Genomic DNA, 15,820 nt, shown 5'->3' with positions numbered 1-15,820 from the left:
CAATGGGCCACCCGGGCATTTGAGCGATGCGCAGTTGCAGGCATCGGCACGACAGTCAGGGTCGAACCAGTTGTTTGCTTTTTGATTTGCGCCCACGCCCCTGGGCACCACCACAGCCAGCGGGCTGTGGTGGTTTCTTGATCCGCCGTTCGGTGATTCAGTGGCCCAAGGAAAGGGGCTGATGAACACAAAGGAGATCCTTGCGTCCTTGCAGGAAGATCGATACACGGCCCTGACCGCAAAGCTCAGCCAGCGCTCGGTCAAAGCGCGCCTTGGACAGGCCGACGTTGAACGACTGACGGCGTACTGAGGTCAACTCATGGGCCCAACTACCCGTGACGGCGCAGTGTCGATGCAGGGCCTCACCCAGACGCTGTACGTCCACTTCGGCCTGGCTCGGCTTGACTGGGACGTCGGTCATGCGCTCGTACTGCTCAATGCTCCAGCGCCCAATGACATCAGCGGCCTGCATCACATCGAGTTGGATCTCGCCGTCAGTTCCGAATTCAAAAACATGCAGGACGCCGGCCAGGCGCAGGATGCGCTCGGAGTGGCGGGCGACGTAAGCATTCAAGGTCTGCCCACGCGAATGACCCCAGTAACGATTGCGCAGCTCTTCACCGCTGGCGATCAGGAACTCGCTGGCGTCTTTGGAGAGGCGCAATACGGGGCGATCCAAGCCCGATGTCACTTGCTTAATGCTGGCCTCGATCAGTGTTTTGACGCGCTTTTCGTAGGCTTCGCGGACCTCATTGCTGAAGGTCACACCGTGAAATGCCTTCGGGATTTGGGCGGAGCAAGCCTGAGCCACAAAAAGGCGATTCACCAAGCCGACACCGGCGTTGCTGCCGGCCAGCAACTGGTGACCGACGCCGTCGATACCCGGCTGTTCGGCCAACAGCATATTGAAGCGATGACCAGTGAGCGCAATGCGGCCGTCCTTGACTCGGGCGTGATTGATGTCGTCGCCATCGTTCAGTTTCGCGAGCGTCGGCGAGGCAGCCTTGACCAACTGCTTGCACTGTCCAGCATCGTCGGAGAAGAGTCCAACCCATTTCCACTCACGCAAGTGCAAGATCAAGCCCTCGCGAGTGATGTCCTCGGCGAAGAGTGCCGGGGCGATTTTCTTCTCCGCGTTCCCAAGGGTCCAGGCGCGTACTTCGCGATCAATTGGATCGCGCAGTTGTTTGTACGGAACAGACTTGCCTGCACTGGAGGCGACCTGGAGGTAGGCACTGAAGCCAATCGACGCATGCTGGCCGTTCGGCCAAGCTATGTCGGCGAGGGACTGGACCAGCAAGGAAGCGAAGGCCGGAAGCTGCGTTCCAGCGATTGCCGAATCGAGGCCGCCATAAGTTAGATTGCATGACATGCGACCTAAAAGACCGGGCAGATTGTTCGTCGGCGCGTTGGTCGTGTGGGGTCGCCAGGTTTGGTTTGTCTTTTGGCCGGGATAACCCAAAGACATCGGTAGCTGGACTGGGCCAGCACTGACAGTGGCGGCAAAGAGACCCCGGCCAGGGGTCAGCGGATTCATTTTGTACGGCATGGTGTTCCTTGCTGTTTGGGCTCTATGTGACAAAGTCAAAGTGGGTCAGTTCTTGATCAGTTGCTCGATGGCATCTGCTGGCCACAAGAGGCGACGATTCGGCAGCTTCAAGGGTTTAACCGTGAAATACGAGCCCGTTTGGGCGTAGCGTTTTCGCAAGGTTTGGGGACTTAGGCCTAGCTGGGTGGCGAGTTCATCGGTGGTCCAGCACCGGCTTTCGCGTGACAGGTCGCCAGGCGGCGAGCACTTCAGGCCATTCGCCTCTAAAAGTCTGCACGGTGTATCAGTCGGAAGCTCCATATCGGCATTGACATTCATCGAGGTTCTCCTATGTGTGATGGAACGTCGTTGATGGTAGGGATGCAGAGGCAAGGTGAGAATTACTGATGGGAGCCGCTTTTTGGTAACGCACATGACCAACAAAAAGATCGACAACACGCTTTACATACACCTCGCTAACGTCATAAACCAGGCGCTGCCACTTGAGTACGCCATCCGCGCAGCCCGCCAAGCGAACCCTCGCGAGATGGAGCAACTGGCGGAGATCGCAGAGCAAATCAAGCAGTACTGGCTGGCCCTTGGCGCCAGCGAGCAAGAGATTCAGCACGACCGTCTGGTCGACCTCGTGTGGGATGTGCTTCAGGTCGGGTTGCCGATGAGTCGGCGGCATGACCGTGTATTCACCGATCGCGCTTTTGTAGAGTTGATCAACAAGGGGCTGGCCGGAGCGAGGGCCTCGTTTGGTGAAGCGGTGCAGCCATTGCGCTTGCCTGCCACGGACTACTTTCGGATCTGCGACCTACTCAACGGCAACGACATTGCCAAATTACTCACCGTCGTAGCTCGACGTCTCTATGAGTCTCGGGACTACCAGCCTCAGGACGACATCGCGTTGGAGAAGTTCGTGCATGGCGTACGCGAGCCGATACGGCTGCATCCGGGCTTGGAGTTCGTCACGAAACACCGATCGGACAGCCACCGTGGGGTCGAACGCTTCGGCATCGTTTTGGACACCGAGATGGAGTTCGACACAGCCGATTTGCAACGACTCGTCCGAGAGTTCCTGTATCAGTTCGCCCAACGTAGGAAGGCCCTGCGTGCGCCGACCGCCGTGGATCCGACATCGGAGGAGTTGATTCAGGCATTCCTGACGGACGATCTTCTTGGTCGAGTCACTCCGCATAAGGCCGACCGCATGAATAGTCTTCTAGGCCCCCTAGCGGGGCTGCAATGCTGGGACTTGGTGGAGCAGTACAGGCAGGAAGAGAAGGCGTCTCCAGTCGACGACGCCGTAGCGGCAGTCCTTGCGATACTTCATCCGAAGGACAAGGACCTGACAGGCCATGCCGGCATGAAGAAGAATTTCTACACGGCCAGAACGGCGATCAATAGCCTGCCATTTAGCGGGGCGGCGCCCGTTAGCCGCGCCAAGCGCAAATTACCACCGAAAGCGAGCACATGAGGTGTACATCGCTTGGGCTCGAGGTTGATCGAGAGCGATCCAGTTTGCCTACATGACGCCTACATGAAGTCAGAAAACAATAAAGCGAATTCCGAAAAACTAGCTTAAGTGCTTGATTTAATTGGTAGGCCGTGCAGGACTTGAACCTGCGACCAAAGGATTATGAGTCCTCTGCTCTAACCAACTGAGCTAACGGCCCCCGAGGGGTTTCCAAACTTCCGGCGTTGCACCGGAAGCGCGCGATTGTATAGGGCTTGTGCAACGCTATTTCTGCGACAGCGCTTGACTGATCATTCTTGAGGTGATGTCAACGATTTGAATCATCCGGTCATAGGCCATGCGCGTGGGGCCGATCACGCCCAGGGTACCCACCACTTGGCCGTTGACCTCATAGGGCGCAGAGACAATCGACAATTCCTCAAACGGAACGACCTGGCTCTCGCCGCCGATATAAATGCGCACGCCTTCGGCTCGGCTCGACACGTCCAACAAACGCATCAGCTGCGTTTTCTGCTCAAACATATCGAACAAGCGCCGCAAGCTGCCCATGTCGTTACTGAAATCCTGCACGGTGAGCAAATTGCGCTCGCCCGAGATGACCACGCGCTCCTGTTCGTCCACCATCGCCTCGGTGCCCGCCTGAACGGCCGCACTCATCAGGCCGGCGATTTCGCCGCGCAAGGCGTCGACCTCATGCTTGAGTCGCTCGCGCACCGACTCCAGGCTCAAGCCTGCGTAATGCGCATTGAGTCGATTGCTGGCCTCGGCCAATTCGGTCTGACTCAGGTCCTGCGCGGTGAAGATAACGCGGTTTTGCACATCACCATCGGGCGAGACCATGATGACCAAGACGCGCCGCTCGCCCAAGCGAAGAAATTCGATGTGATGAAAAACGCTGGGCTTGCGCGGCGCGGTCACCACGCCAACAAAGTTAGAAAGACTAGACAGCAGATGCGCGGCGCTGGCAATCACGCGCTGCGGCTGGTCGGGCTGCAGCTGCGTTTCGATCGGCCGCGAGTCCGCCCCCAGCAGGCCAGGCTGAGCGGTCAGCATGGTGTCGACAAAGAGCCGGTAACCGCGAGCGGTCGGAATGCGGCCGGCACTGGTGTGTGGGCTGGCGATCAAACCGAGCTCTTCCAGATCGGCCATCACATTGCGGATCGTGGCCGGACTGAGCTCCAGCCCGGAGGCCTTGGAAAGCGTGCGGGAACCGACAGGCTGGCCGTCCGCGATATAGCGTTCAACCAGAGTCTTCAGAAGGGATTTAGATCGCTCGTCGAGCATGCGCACATTGTAAGTTCCAGTCACGGGGCCGGCACCGCAACTTCAACGGACTGCCATATCCCTGTGGTGTAATTCTTCTCCATGGCCAAACGTTTCCAGCATGTGGCAATTGTGGGCAAGCATCAGGCCCGCGGCATACGCCCGCTCCTTGAAGAAATTGCCGAGTTCGTCACGCGGCAAGGACTCGATGTTTCCTTTGAGCGCGAAACCGCGCTCAACACCGGCATCACGACTTTTGATGCGCTGGCGAATGATGCTTTGGGGGCTCATTGCGACCTCGCCATCGTGGTCGGCGGTGACGGCACGATGTTGGGCTTCGCCCGTGAGATGGCTCGCTTCGGCGTGCCGCTGGTCGGCATCAACCAAGGGCGACTCGGCTTCATCACCGACATCTCGATCGAAAAATTCCGTGAGGCCTTGGCGCCAATCTTGGCGGGTGACTTCGAGATGGAACAGCGCCCGATGCTGGAAGGCGCAGTCTGGCGCGACGGCGAAAGCATCTTCGAGGGACTGGCGCTGAACGATGTGGTGGTCAGCCGCGGCGCCACCGCCAGCATGGTCGAGTTGCGCATCGATGTCGGCGACGAGTTCGTGGCCAATATGCGCGCGGACGGCGTGATCGTTGCCTCGCCCACTGGCTCCACCGCCTACTCGCTGTCGGCCGGCGGCCCCATCATGCACCCCAGCATCGCCGGCTGGCTGCTGGTGCCGATTGCCTCACACACGCTGTCCAACCGGCCTATCGTGCTGCCCGATATTGGTGAAGTCCGAATGGAAATCGTTGCCGGCCGCGACGCCAGCGTCAATTTCGATATGCAAAGCCTGGCCAGTCTGCTGCATGGCGACCGCATCACCGTGCGCCGCTCTGCGCACAAGGTGTGCTTCTTGCACCCCAAGGGCTGGAGCTATTACGCCACGCTGCGGCGCAAACTGCGTTGGTACGAGGGAGTCAGCTGATGTTGCGGCGCATGAATCTGCGCGATTTCGTGATCGTGACCGAGTTGGAACTGGATTTCGGCCCCGGCTTTGCCGTGTTGACCGGGGAAACCGGTGCAGGCAAATCGATTCTGGTTGATGCCTTGCAGTTGGCGCTGGGCAGCCGCGGCGATGCCGGCGTGGTGCGCGAAGGCGCCGCGCGCGCCGAAATTTCTGCGGAATTTGACCGCCCGCTGCATCTGACCACTTGGCTGGACGAAGCAGGCTTTGACCACGCCGGAGGCACCTTGCTGCTGCGCCGCGTGATCGACACGCAAGGCAAGAGCCGCGCCTGGATCAACGGCAGCCCGGCCACCGTGACCCAGTTGCGCGACTTGGCCGACAGCTTGTTGGACATCCATGGTCAACATGCCTGGCAGGGCCTGACCCGACCGGCCGCCGTGCGCGCCCTGCTGGACAGTTATGCCGACGTGGACACCCAAGCGCTGACCCAGGCCTTCGGCAACTGGAAAACGGCCGGAGACCAGCTGAACGCAGCCGAGAGTCGCCAAGCCGAACTCTCGCGCGAACGCGATCGACTCGCCTGGCAAATTGGTGAAGTCGCACGCCTGAGCCCCGCGCAAGATGAGTGGGACGAGCTGAATGCCGAACATCAGCGGCTGTCGCACGCGCAGTCCTTGCTGGATGCCGTTCAAGGCGCCCTGCAGGCCTTGAGTGAGGCCGAACCCAGCGCCGAATCGCAGACCGACAGTGCCCTCAATCAGTTGGACAAGGTGCTGAGCTACGACGCCAGGCTCGAGCCCGCCGTCGAGGCGCTGCGCGGCGCCCAGAGCCAGATTCAGGACGCCAGCCACGCGCTCAGCACCTATCTGCATGGCACCGAGTTGGAGCCCGCCAGGCTGCAAGAATTGGACGAGCGCCTGTCCGCCTGGCTGGGGCTGGCGCGGCGCTACCGATGTGCTCCAGCCGGGCTACCCGCCTTGCTCTCGCAATGGCAAGCCGAGTTGCAGCAATTGGACGCCGCCACCGACTTGGATGCCCTGAACAAAGCCTTGACTGCGGCCCGAGCGGCTTTCGACCAAGAAGCCCGGCGCATCAGCGTCGCACGCGGCGCGGCCGCGCCCAAATTGGCCGTGGCGGTAACGCAGGCCATGCAACAACTAGGCATGGCAGGCGGCCAGTTCGAGATCGCCCTGTTGCCACAGGATCAGCCGCAAAGCTTCGGCCTGGAGTCGGCCGAATTCCTGGTGGCCGGTCATGCCGGCAGCACGCCTCGCCCCTTGGCCAAGGTCGCATCTGGCGGAGAGTTGTCCCGCATCGCCCTGGCCATTGCGGTCACGACATGTCAGCAAGAACAAGCCAACGCTGCAACCAGCGTCGGCACACTGATCTTTGATGAGATCGATGCCGGCGTCGGCGGCGCCGTGGCCGAAACCGTCGGGCGACTGATGAAGCAACTCGGCCGCGAGCGCCAAGTTCTGGCCGTGACCCATCTACCTCAGGTCGCGGCCTGCGCCGACCATCATTTCCTGGTCGCCAAGGCTGCCCGCAATGGCCAGACCTGCAGCGATGTGAGCCCCGTGCAGGGTGAAGCCCGGGTGGCTGAAATCGCCCGCATGCTGGGGGGCGAACGACTGTCCTCGACCAGCTTGGCTCACGCCCAGGAAATGCTCAGCCTTTCCTCAGCCCCCTCCTCCCTGCCCTCTTCCTCGCCCGCCTCCCCCTCGAGGACAAAAAAGGCCAAATCATGACGAACGAAGCGGTGGTCCAGCCGATTCCGGCGCCGCAAGGCTCATCTACCCAAGAAGCACCGGAAAGCCGGGTTGTGCTGGTCACCGGCATGTCCGGAGGCGGCAAATCGGTCGCCATGCATGCCCTCGAAGACGCCGGCTTTTTTTGCGTCGACAACCTGCCCGCCGATCTGCTGCTTGATTTTTTGCGGCTGGAGCAACAGCGCGGCGCCCGCCGCGTGGCCATCGCCGTGGACGTGCGCAGCGCCGGCTCGCTGCCACTCTTGTTGCCGCTGATCAAGCAACTGCGCACCGAAGGGGTTTCAATCCGCTCGATTTTTCTCGATGCCAGCACCGATGCCTTGATGCGGCGTTTTTCCGAAACGCGCCGCCCCCACCCGCTGCGCCAGGACTTGTCCACGCCAGGTAGCAGCGACGACAGCCACCGAGCGCTGCTTGAGGCGATCGCCCTGGAGCGCGAATTGCTGGCCGCCCTACGGGTTGAGTCCACCGTGCTCGACACCAGCCAATTGCGGCCCGCGCAGTTGCGAGCCTGGGTGCGTGACCTGGTGGTGGTGAAGGGCAACTCGCTGACCTTGGTGTTTGAATCTTTTGCCTTCAAGCATGGCGTGCCCAGCGATGCCGACTTCGTTTTCGATGTACGGGTGCTACCTAACCCCTATTACGACCGCGAACTGCGCCCCTTGAACGGACGCGATGCGCCGGTGGCCGCTTACCTGAAGGCGCAGCCGGAAGTGAGCTTGATGCTGGCGCAGATCAGCGAGTTCCTCAGCCGTTGGCTGCCCAATTTCGCCGCCGATCAACGCAGTTACTTGACCGTGGCCATCGGCTGCACCGGCGGCCAGCATCGCTCGGTCTATCTGGTGGAAACCTTGGCGGAACAATTTGGCCACCACGGCCAGGTGCTGAAACGCCACCGCGAGTTGGACGCCAAATAGGCGAGGCGACCTGGCCGGCGAAGCTCCCGGCCAATCAGGCCGTCAATCCATCATGCAGGTCAAACTCAGACCTGCGCCCGCGGATCATCTCCGGCCGACAACAAGGCCAGCAGAGCCACGGTGCCCAGCGGGCACAAAAACACCAGGGCCAGCATCCAGGGCAGTAATCCGCGGCCGCTGCGCCGCAGCGCCAGTGCCATAAAGACCCAATGCGCCATCAAGGCCGCGGCCAAACCGAGCGCCAAAAACGTCATCAGTGCCGGCGATGGCTCCCCGTCCACATGGGCCGCCGAGATCAAGAACCACAGGCAGCACGCCGCCGCCAGCAAGGCGACCAGGGCGGACTCGACGACATTCTTGACGGAGGTATTCATGGACTTAGGTGCAGGTGAAGTGAGTTCAGCAGACGATCATTTTCTTCAGCGGCGCGGGCAATGCGTATTCGGCTAAACGCTCCTTGGCCACCCAGGAGCCTGCCGTCATTGGCTCTTGATTCGAGACCAGTTCGGCGCGCCGGGTGTGCAGTATCCAATCAAAATGCGTCAACGCATGCTGGATGCGCGGCATGACCTCGAGCTGGGCCCCCAAACGCTGCGCCTCTTGCTGCAATGAGGCCTCATCGTCAAACAGAGGCAAGCTCCACAGGCCGGCCCAAACACCGGTGGCCGGCCGCTGCTGAAGCAAGACCTGACCCTCTTGCTCCAACCACAACCACCAGCTTTCGCGCCGGCTGCGCTTGAGCTTGCGGGTCTTGATAGGAAAGCGCGTCGGCTCCCCCTGCATGCGTCCCACACACAGCTCGGCCACCGGGCACAGCAAACATTGCGGCGAACGCGCCGTGCAGACGGTCGCACCCAAATCCATCAGGCCCTGCGTGTAGGCCTCGATTCCGGAGTCGGGAAGCAATTCACTGGCCATGCCCCACAAACGCTTCTCCTCGGCGCTGCTGGCCAGATCACCATCAAAAGCCAGCAAGCGCCCCAGCACACGCTTGACGTTGCCATCCAAGATTGCCACCCGCTCACCAAAACAAAAGGCCGCCACGGCCGCGGCGGTGGAGCGGCCTATGCCCGGTAGGCTTTGCAAGGCGAGCGCGCTGCGCGGGAATTCGCCACCATGCTGGGTCGCCACCGCCACCGCGCAGGCATGCAGATTGCGCGCACGGCTGTAATAGCCCAGGCCGGCCCACAAGGTCAGCACCTCGTCCAACGAGGCTGCGGCCAAGGCCGTCACTGTCGGGAAGCGCTCAAGAAAACGCTGGTAGTAGCCCAACACCGTGGCGACCTGGGTCTGCTGCAACATGATTTCAGACAGCCAGACCCGATAAGGGTCGCGCGTGTTCTGCCAAGGCAACGCATGGCGACCATGACGGCGCTGCCAAGCGATCAGCGTGCGGGCAAACTGCAAAGGCAGCTCTATCTCTTTTGACATTGGGGACAGAAAAATGTGGCCCGTTGGCCCTGAACAATGCGCCGAACGAGGCTGCCGCAGCTGAAGCAAGCTTGGCCCTCGCGGCCATAAACACGCGCTTGCATCTGAAAGCTGCCGGCCACGCCATGCGCATCCTTGAAGTCGCGTAGCGTGCTGCCGCCCGCATCCAGTGCCTGGGCGAGCACCCCCCGCACCGCCTGCGCCAGCCGCTCGGCGCGCGGACGACTGAGCTTGCCGGCCTGCAAACGTGGGTCAATGCCGGCTAGGTACAAGGCCTCGCAGGCATAAATATTGCCGGCGCCCACCACGATGTCACCCGCTAGCAAGGCCTGTTTGATGGCCACACGCCGGCCGCTCAGACCGGCATGTAAATGGGCGCCATCAAAGCGCGCATCAAAGGGTTCCAAGCCCAGCCCGGCCAGCAATTTAGCGGCCGCGGGCGAATCCAAGGCCTCGGCCCACACCACCGCGCCGAAGCGCCGCGGGTCGGTCAGTCGCAACAACCCGCGATCCGTCAACAGGTCGAAATGATCATGTTGCGCCGCCTCGGGCGCCACACCCGGCGCCGTGAAAGCCAAGGAGCCAGACATCCCCAAATGCAGCAGTAAACCACCGCTGGCCACCGGGCGAGACAAGGGCAGCCACAGGTATTTACCGCGGCGGGCGACCGCGCCGACGCGGCCACCGGTCAAACAATCGGGCGCCAAGCCCAAGGGCCAACGCAAGGGCTTGCCCAGGCGCGTTTGCAGCACCGTGGCACCCTCGATGGCATCGGCAAAGGAGCGGCGGGTGACTTCAACTTCGGGGAGCTCGGGCATGGCCGGATGATATCGGGGCAGAATGCCCACTCGCCCCGCAAGCATTCGGCGGGCGCAAGTATTGATGCAGGAGCTTTCATGCCCGAGTTTTCCCGTCGCAGCCCACCGTTGACGATTGCCATGCTAGCTGCGGCCTTGATCAGCAACGCCGCCTTGGCCGCCCCCGCGCCTGCGGTGCCCGCCAGCGCCGCGTCCGCCGCAGCGTCGACGCCGGCTGCAGCCGCAGAACCGCTGCGCAATTCGGCCATGGACGCCCCGCTGTTCTACCAGTTGCTGGTCGGCGAGATGGAGCTGCGCAGCGGCCAACCCGGCGTGGCCTTCCAGGTCCTGCTCGACGCGGCGCGGCGCACCGGTGATGACGAGTTGTTTCAGCGGGTCATCAATATCGCTCTGCAGGCTCGTGCCGGTGATCAAGCACTGATCGCCGCCAAGGCTTGGCGCGACGCCAAACCCAAGTCGCAGGCAGCACATCAAATGGTGATGCAGCTATTGGCCCTGCTGAATCGTCCGGCCGAGGTCCCCGACGTGCTGCGCTCCTTGCTGGAGATCAGCCCAGCGGAGCAGCGGCCCGGCGTGCTGGCCTCACTGCCGCGCCTGTTCCAGCGCGCGGCCGAACCCAAGCAAGTGCTGCGTGCCTTAGAGCCGGTATTGCGCACCAGCGCGCAGCGCGCCGACACGCGTGAGATTGCCCAGGTCGTGCTGGGCCGGTTCTACTTGGCCGCCGGTGAAACCAAGCGCGCACTAGAGCTGGCGCGTGAACTGGTGAAGCAAACGCCCGAGTCGGACGATGCCATGCAACTGGCGCTGGACCTGATGCCGAACGAGGCGGACGCCGAGGCCTTGGTGCAGGCCCGACTGAGCGCCAGCCCGAACAACCATCTGCTGCGCCTCGCCTATGGGCGCGCGCTGGCACGCAGCCAACGCCCGGCCGAGGCCGCACGCGAATTCCGCACCGTCACCGAAGGCTCACCCAACACCGGCTCGGCCTGGTTTGCTCTAGGCTCGCTGGAGTTGGAGCTGAAGCATGCAGACGCGGCCGACAAGGCCTTGCGCGAATACCTGCGACTGCTGGGTGAATCGCCCGCAACCGCCGCAGAGACCGAGGGCTCCATCACCTCCGAGGCGCACCAACAAGCTTGGCTGATGCTGGCTCAAGCTGCAGAAATGCGCGGAGACTTGAAGGGTGCAGAGGCTTGGCTGGTCAAGGTCGATGCTCCGCAGCGGCAGTTGGAAGCCGGCTACCGCCGCGCCTCGCTGATGGCCCGCCAAGGCAAGCTGAACGAGGCCCGAAAGCTGCTGCAAGCGCTGCCCGAATCGAACCAAGAGGAACTGCGCGCCAAGCTGATGGCGGAATCTCAATTGCTGCGCGATATGCAGCAATGGAAGGCTGCGCACGAAGTACTGGAGCGTGCCAACGAGCGCCTGCCCGACGACCCGGACCTGATTTACGAGCAATCGATGATGGCCGAGAAGCTCGGCCGCCTGGATGAAATGGAGACCCTGCTCAAGCGGGTCATTGCCATCAAGCCGGATCACCACCACGCCTACAACGCGCTGGGCTACTCGTTGGCCGAGCGCAATATCCGTCTGCCGGAAGCGCGCGAATTGATCGCCAAGGCGCTCGGCTTTGTGCCTTCGGAGCCCTTCATCCTCGACAGCATGGGCTGGGTCGAATACCGGCTCGGCAATCTTCCCGACTCGCTGCGCTTCTTGCGCCAGGCCTATGCCGCCAGGCCGGACGCAGAAATCGCCGCTCACCTCGGCGAGGTCCTGTGGGTCAGCGGTGAACAGGCCGAAGCCAAACGCATCTGGCAGGAAGGTATCGCCCGCGAACCAAAGAACGAAGCGCTGCGAGAAACACTCAAACGCCTGAAGGCGACGCCATGACTTGGCACATTCCCCTTCCCGCTCGCTTGCTGGCCCTGTGTGCCGCATTGAGTCTGGCGGCTTGCGCCAGCCTAGCGCCAACGCCCGCACCCTCGCTGACCGAAGGTGACATCCGCCTGAATGGGCGGCTCAGCGTGCAAGTGGCTGGCAGCAGCGGCCGAGCCTCGGGTGGTAACGCCGGCTTTGAGCTGATCGGCAGCCCGACCGCCGGGCAACTGGAGCTGAGCACCCCCTTGGGCAGCTTGGTCGCACGCGCCAGCTGGCGCGACGGCGAGGTGAGTCTGCAAACGCCCGATGCCGAGCGCAGCTACGCCAATTTGGACGAGTTGACGCGCGAATTGCTGGGCGAAGCAATCCCGGTTGCAGCCCTGTTTGACTGGCTGCGCGGACGGCCATGGCCGCAGGCGCCCAGCCAAGCTCTGACCCAAGGCCCAGGCTTTGAGCAATTGGGCTGGCGCATCGACCTGTCAAAGCTCGACGAAGGCTTAATCCTGGCGCACCGTCCAGCCGAGCCGGCCGTGACGCTGCGAGCCCGGATCGAATCTTCCAACTGAAACTCTTTTCTGCACCTAAAGCCGCAATGCTTGCGATTTACGACGTCCCGGCCCCGGCCAAGCTGAATTTGTTTTTGCATGTGGTGGGCAAGCGCCCTGACGGCTACCACCTCCTGCAATCGATCTTTGCCCTGATCGACTGGGCCGACACCTTGCACTTCGAGCGCCGCAGCGATGGCACACTGGCCCGCCATGACCAAGGCGACGCCTTGCCTCCCGATGATTTGTGCCTGCGCGCCGCCAAGCTCTTGCAAAGCGAAAGCGGCTGCAACTTCGGCGCCGACATCCACATCGAGAAGCGCCTGCCTGCGGGCGCCGGCATGGGCGGCGGCTCGTCCGATGCCGCCTCCACCTTGCTGGCCCTGAACCGCCTGTGGCAATTGAACTGGCCGCTCTCACGGCTCTTGCCGCTGGGCTTGAAGCTGGGCGCCGACGTGCCGTTCTTCTTGGGTGGCAGCCACGCCTTCGTCGAAGGCATCGGCGAAATCTTGCATCCGATCGCGCTGCCCGAGCTGACCTTGGCGGTGCTCAAACCGAGCGAAAGCATTGCCACGCAGAAAATATTTTCGAGCCCCCTCTTGGCAAGATCAAATTCTGTGGCTATAGTAGCGGGCTTTCCTGCACACAAATCAATTCGCAGCAACGCTCACAAAAACGAGCAAGACAAAGCAGACAATGCTGAGTCAAACAAAGTTGAAGCAATTAGTTTGGATGCCGAAGGGATCGCAAGACTTGTTGAAAGCGATGAAGGAATTTGGGGTCGTAACGATCTTCAAAAACCTGCCGAAGCAAGCTGCCCTGAGGTAGTGCAAGCACTGCAAATGTTAGAGAACGCATTTGGCAATAGCCGAATGACAGGATCAGGCAGCGCGGTGTTTGCCCGAGTAAATACTCGATATCGTGAAGGAAAAAATTTAGGTGGTTCGCACCAGTCAATAGTCGCACAAACGACGTTGCCCTTCGAAATTCCGACGGGTTGGACTGGTAGAATATGCCGCAGTTTGGACAGGCACCCGCTCCAGGGCTGGGCCACAAACTGAGTCAGCAATGACACGCAAGGAATAACGCGTCAGTCAATGACACGTGAAGTTATAGGGTGCTGCAGCTCTGCAGTGTCCTGTGTAGGGGAGTCGCCAAGTTGGTTAAGGCACTGGATTTTGATTCCAGCATGCGAAGGTTCGAATCCTTCTTCCCCTGCCAAAATTTCTCGAATAGTTTTTCGTCGTAAGACATCACCCGGACACGCTGGCTGGCCACGGGTCCTTCTCAGATAAAGGGATGGCCCGTGCTGCTCAATACCGTCCTGTTCACCGGCAACTCCAATCCGGTTCTCTCCCAAGAAATCGCTACGCACCTGGGTCTCGACCTGGGCAAGGCTGTGGTCGGTCGTTTCTCCGATGGTGAAGTCACCGTCGAGATTCAACAAAACGTCCGCGCTCGCGATGTCTTCGTGGTCCAGCCCACTTGCGCGCCGACCAACGAGAACCTGATGGAACTGTTGATCATGGTTGATGCCCTGAAGCGCGCCAGCGCTCGCCGCATCACCGCCGTGATCCCTTACTACGGTTACGCCCGCCAAGACCGCCGCCCCCGCTCCACCCGTGTGCCTATTTCGGCCAAGGTCGTTGCCGATCTGCTGGAAAAAGTCGGCGTCGAGCGCGTGCTGACCATGGACTTGCACGCTGACCAGATCCAAGGCTTCTTCAACATCCCGGTCGACAACATCTACGCCTCACCGGTGTTGCTGTCGGACCTGAAGGCCCGCAACTATTCCAATCTGGTGGTGGTGAGCCCCGACGTCGGCGGTGTGGTGCGCGCACGCGCCCTGGCCAAGCAACTCGGTTGCGATCTGGCCATCATCGACAAGCGTCGTCCGGCCGCCAACGTTTCTGAAGTGATGCACGTCATCGGTGAAATCGATGGCCGCAACTGCGTCATCATGGACGACATGATCGACACCGCTGGCACCCTGGTGAAAGCCGCTGAAGTGCTGAAGGATCGTGGCGCCAAGAGCGTGTTCGCTTATTGCACCCACCCGATTCTGTCGGGCCCGGCGATTGAGCGTATTTCCAAGTCGCAACTCGACGAAGTGGTGATCACCAACACCATTCCTTTGAGCGACGCTGCCAAGGCCTGCGGCAAGATCCGCCAGCTGTCGGTGGCCTTCTTGTTCGCCGAGACGATCCGCCGGATTTCCGATGGTGAATCGGTCACTTCGCTCTTCTCTGAGCAGAACAACAATTTTTAAAATTTGCGATCGCAAGATCGCAATTCACCGAGCAGCCTGGTCGCGGGCGCTCAAATCCATGAACAGCCGCAAGGCTGTTCAGCCTTTCTGGAGTCACTATGAAATTCACAGCTTTTGACCGCAAGTTGCAGGGGACCGGAGCGAGCCGCCGCCTGCGCATTGCTGGCCGCGTTCCTGCCGTCGTGTTCGGCGCAGGCGAGCCCGCCAATATCGAACTGGACCACAACGCCCTGTTCTACGCGCTGAAGAAGGAAGCCTTCCACAGCACCATCCTCGAGATGGAACTGAACGGCGCGGTCTCGCAAGTTCTGTTGCGCGACTTCCAACTGCACCCCTACAAGCCGCAAGTTCTGCACGCTGACTTCCAGCGCGTCGACGGCACCACCAAGATCACCAAGAAGGTGCCTTTGCACTTCAAGGGTGAAGAGACTTCGGTCGCCGTCAAGACCGACTCTTGCACGGTCAACCACGTCATCACCGAACTGCTGATCACCTGCCTGGCCCAGCAACTGCCTGAGTTCATCGAAGTGGACCTGAGCGGCCTGACCAAGGGTCACTCGGTGCACGTGAACGACCTGAAGCTGCCTGCCGGCATCAAGGTTGTGACTCACGGCAAGCCGAACCCCGTGGTTGCCACCCCGGTTGAGCCCGTCGCTGAAGAAGTGATCGTGGCCGCTGCCGCTCCTGCTGATGACGGCAAGGGCAAGAAGAAGGGCAAGAAGTAAATCTTCTGCTCCTCTCTGAGCTACGCGACGGCGTGGCCCGGAACAAGAAGGCCCTGCGATGCGGGGCCTTTTTTTATGCTTTGCCGCAAATGTGGAAAAGACGGCAAGCGGCACATTGCGGACATCCGACTTGGAACGACTGCTTGCCGGCCTTAGCGAACGAGCAAAGGCTTTGGTTGAGCAGGCCGACTGGGCACTCTGCCCCGCTCCTGTCCCCCGCCCCGGGCTTGCGCCCGT

At 61.4% G+C, this 15,820-nt stretch carries 15 protein-coding genes and 2 tRNA genes; 10 read left to right on the top strand and 7 right to left on the bottom strand.

Annotated elements, in window-relative coordinates; translation table 11 throughout:
• Nucleotides 1-157: 157 nt before the first annotated feature.
• On the bottom strand, nt 158-1,549 hold the full coding sequence (locus tag WG899_RS19460) for a DUF3987 domain-containing protein (RefSeq protein WP_339597320.1): 1,392 nt from the start codon (nt 1,547-1,549) through the stop codon (nt 158-160).
• Between the two features lie 45 nt (nt 1,550-1,594).
• Nucleotides 1,595-1,867 (bottom strand): hypothetical protein, encoded by a 273-nt coding sequence (locus tag WG899_RS19455; RefSeq protein WP_339597319.1) that lies wholly within the window; start codon nt 1,865-1,867, stop codon nt 1,595-1,597.
• Nucleotides 1,868-1,961: 94 nt separating this feature from the next.
• Here WG899_RS19455 and WG899_RS19450 point away from each other — a divergent pair, with 94 nt between their 5' ends.
• On the top strand, nt 1,962-3,011 hold the full coding sequence (locus WG899_RS19450; protein ID WP_339597318.1) for a hypothetical protein: 1,050 nt from the start codon (nt 1,962-1,964) through the stop codon (nt 3,009-3,011).
• Between the two features lie 122 nt (nt 3,012-3,133).
• On the opposite strand, the gene WG899_RS19445 is transcribed toward WG899_RS19450, so the two are convergent.
• Together WG899_RS19445 and hrcA are read right to left on the bottom strand one after the other, a co-directional pair.
• A tRNA-Ile gene (locus tag WG899_RS19445) sits at nt 3,134-3,210 on the bottom strand.
• Between the two features lie 65 nt (nt 3,211-3,275).
• Nucleotides 3,276-4,295 (bottom strand): heat-inducible transcriptional repressor HrcA, encoded by a 1,020-nt coding sequence (hrcA, locus tag WG899_RS19440; protein ID WP_339597370.1) that lies wholly within the window; start codon nt 4,293-4,295, stop codon nt 3,276-3,278.
• An 81-nt stretch (nt 4,296-4,376) separates the two neighbouring features.
• Between hrcA and WG899_RS19435 the strand changes: the two genes are divergently transcribed.
• From WG899_RS19435 to rapZ, 3 genes are read left to right on the top strand one after another with little or no spacing between them, the layout of a single operon-like run.
• On the top strand, nt 4,377-5,252 hold the full coding sequence (locus WG899_RS19435) for an NAD kinase (RefSeq protein ID WP_339597317.1): 876 nt from the start codon (nt 4,377-4,379) through the stop codon (nt 5,250-5,252).
• The gene (gene recN, locus WG899_RS19430; protein ID WP_339597316.1) at nt 5,252-6,982 is read left to right on the top strand and encodes a DNA repair protein RecN; all 1,731 of its coding nucleotides are present in this window, start codon (nt 5,252-5,254) and stop codon (nt 6,980-6,982) included. The genes WG899_RS19435 and recN overlap by 1 nt, the downstream gene beginning before the upstream one ends.
• Nucleotides 6,979-7,920, top strand: coding sequence for an RNase adapter RapZ (gene rapZ, locus WG899_RS19425; protein ID WP_339597315.1), 942 nt, complete (start codon nt 6,979-6,981; stop codon nt 7,918-7,920). Before recN ends, rapZ begins: the two co-directional genes overlap by 4 nt.
• A gap of 65 nt (nt 7,921-7,985) precedes the next feature.
• Here the strand turns inward: rapZ and WG899_RS19420 are convergent, their stop codons facing one another.
• The 3 genes from WG899_RS19420 to mutM are packed head-to-tail and all read right to left on the bottom strand — an operon-like array spanning nt 7,986 to nt 10,169.
• Nucleotides 7,986-8,294 (bottom strand): hypothetical protein, encoded by a 309-nt coding sequence (locus WG899_RS19420; protein ID WP_339597314.1) that lies wholly within the window; start codon nt 8,292-8,294, stop codon nt 7,986-7,988.
• 25 nt (nt 8,295-8,319) lie between these two features.
• Nucleotides 8,320-9,351, bottom strand: coding sequence for an A/G-specific adenine glycosylase (gene mutY, locus WG899_RS19415; RefSeq protein ID WP_339597313.1), 1,032 nt, complete (start codon nt 9,349-9,351; stop codon nt 8,320-8,322).
• The gene (gene mutM / locus WG899_RS19410) at nt 9,336-10,169 is read right to left on the bottom strand and encodes a bifunctional DNA-formamidopyrimidine glycosylase/DNA-(apurinic or apyrimidinic site) lyase (RefSeq protein WP_339597312.1); all 834 of its coding nucleotides are present in this window, start codon (nt 10,167-10,169) and stop codon (nt 9,336-9,338) included. Before mutM ends, mutY begins: the two co-directional genes overlap by 16 nt.
• Before the next feature lie 78 nt (nt 10,170-10,247).
• Between mutM and WG899_RS19405 the strand changes: the two genes are divergently transcribed.
• The 6 genes from WG899_RS19405 to WG899_RS19380 all read left to right on the top strand — a co-directional run bounded on the left by WG899_RS19405 (nt 10,248) and on the right by WG899_RS19380 (nt 15,583).
• Nucleotides 10,248-12,056: a tetratricopeptide repeat protein gene (locus tag WG899_RS19405; RefSeq protein ID WP_339597311.1), complete on the top strand. Its 1,809-nt coding sequence runs from the start codon at nt 10,248-10,250 to the stop codon at nt 12,054-12,056.
• Nucleotides 12,053-12,610, top strand: coding sequence for an outer membrane lipoprotein LolB (locus WG899_RS19400; RefSeq protein ID WP_339597310.1), 558 nt, complete (start codon nt 12,053-12,055; stop codon nt 12,608-12,610). The genes WG899_RS19405 and WG899_RS19400 overlap by 4 nt, the downstream gene beginning before the upstream one ends.
• 26 nt (nt 12,611-12,636) lie before the next feature.
• Nucleotides 12,637-13,650, top strand: a complete 1,014-nt coding sequence (gene ispE, locus WG899_RS19395) for a 4-(cytidine 5'-diphospho)-2-C-methyl-D-erythritol kinase (RefSeq protein WP_339597309.1) — start codon at nt 12,637-12,639, stop codon at nt 13,648-13,650.
• 83 nt (nt 13,651-13,733) lie between these two features.
• Nucleotides 13,734-13,810, top strand: a tRNA-Gln gene (locus tag WG899_RS19390).
• 85 nt (nt 13,811-13,895) lie between these two features.
• Complete coding sequence (locus tag WG899_RS19385; protein WP_318013463.1) at nt 13,896-14,858, top strand: ribose-phosphate pyrophosphokinase; 963 nt, start codon at nt 13,896-13,898, stop codon at nt 14,856-14,858.
• A gap of 98 nt (nt 14,859-14,956) precedes the next feature.
• On the top strand, nt 14,957-15,583 hold the full coding sequence (locus WG899_RS19380; RefSeq protein WP_339597308.1) for a 50S ribosomal protein L25/general stress protein Ctc: 627 nt from the start codon (nt 14,957-14,959) through the stop codon (nt 15,581-15,583).
• The last annotated feature ends 237 nt before the right edge of the window (nt 15,584-15,820 follow it).

The organism is Paucibacter hankyongi (assembly GCF_037482915.1).
GTDB classification, from domain to species: Bacteria; Pseudomonadota; Gammaproteobacteria; order Burkholderiales; family Burkholderiaceae_C; genus Paucibacter_A; species Paucibacter_A hankyongi.
Note: the sequence above shows the minus strand (reverse complement) of the source record. Positions and strands in the feature narration are given on the sequence as shown.

Bases quoted from the DNA above. Each gene is read 5' to 3' on its own strand.
- WG899_RS19460 (WP_339597320.1), bottom strand. From the start codon at position 1,549: ATGCCGTACAAAATGAATCCGCTGACCCCTGGCCGGGGTCTCTTTGCC.
- WG899_RS19455 (WP_339597319.1), bottom strand. From the start codon at position 1,867: ATGAATGTCAATGCCGATATGGAGCTTCCGACTGATACACCGTGCAGA.
- WG899_RS19450 (WP_339597318.1), top strand. From the start codon at position 1,962: ATGACCAACAAAAAGATCGACAACACGCTTTACATACACCTCGCTAAC.
- hrcA (WP_339597370.1), bottom strand. From the start codon at position 4,295: ATGCTCGACGAGCGATCTAAATCCCTTCTGAAGACTCTGGTTGAACGC.
- WG899_RS19435 (WP_339597317.1), top strand. From the start codon at position 4,377: ATGGCCAAACGTTTCCAGCATGTGGCAATTGTGGGCAAGCATCAGGCC.
- recN (WP_339597316.1), top strand. From the start codon at position 5,252: ATGTTGCGGCGCATGAATCTGCGCGATTTCGTGATCGTGACCGAGTTG.
- rapZ (WP_339597315.1), top strand. From the start codon at position 6,979: ATGACGAACGAAGCGGTGGTCCAGCCGATTCCGGCGCCGCAAGGCTCA.
- WG899_RS19420 (WP_339597314.1), bottom strand. From the start codon at position 8,294: ATGAATACCTCCGTCAAGAATGTCGTCGAGTCCGCCCTGGTCGCCTTG.
- mutY (WP_339597313.1), bottom strand. From the start codon at position 9,351: ATGTCAAAAGAGATAGAGCTGCCTTTGCAGTTTGCCCGCACGCTGATC.
- mutM (WP_339597312.1), bottom strand. From the start codon at position 10,169: ATGCCCGAGCTCCCCGAAGTTGAAGTCACCCGCCGCTCCTTTGCCGAT.
- WG899_RS19405 (WP_339597311.1), top strand. From the start codon at position 10,248: ATGCCCGAGTTTTCCCGTCGCAGCCCACCGTTGACGATTGCCATGCTA.
- WG899_RS19400 (WP_339597310.1), top strand. From the start codon at position 12,053: ATGACTTGGCACATTCCCCTTCCCGCTCGCTTGCTGGCCCTGTGTGCC.
- ispE (WP_339597309.1), top strand. From the start codon at position 12,637: ATGCTTGCGATTTACGACGTCCCGGCCCCGGCCAAGCTGAATTTGTTT.
- WG899_RS19380 (WP_339597308.1), top strand. From the start codon at position 14,957: ATGAAATTCACAGCTTTTGACCGCAAGTTGCAGGGGACCGGAGCGAGC.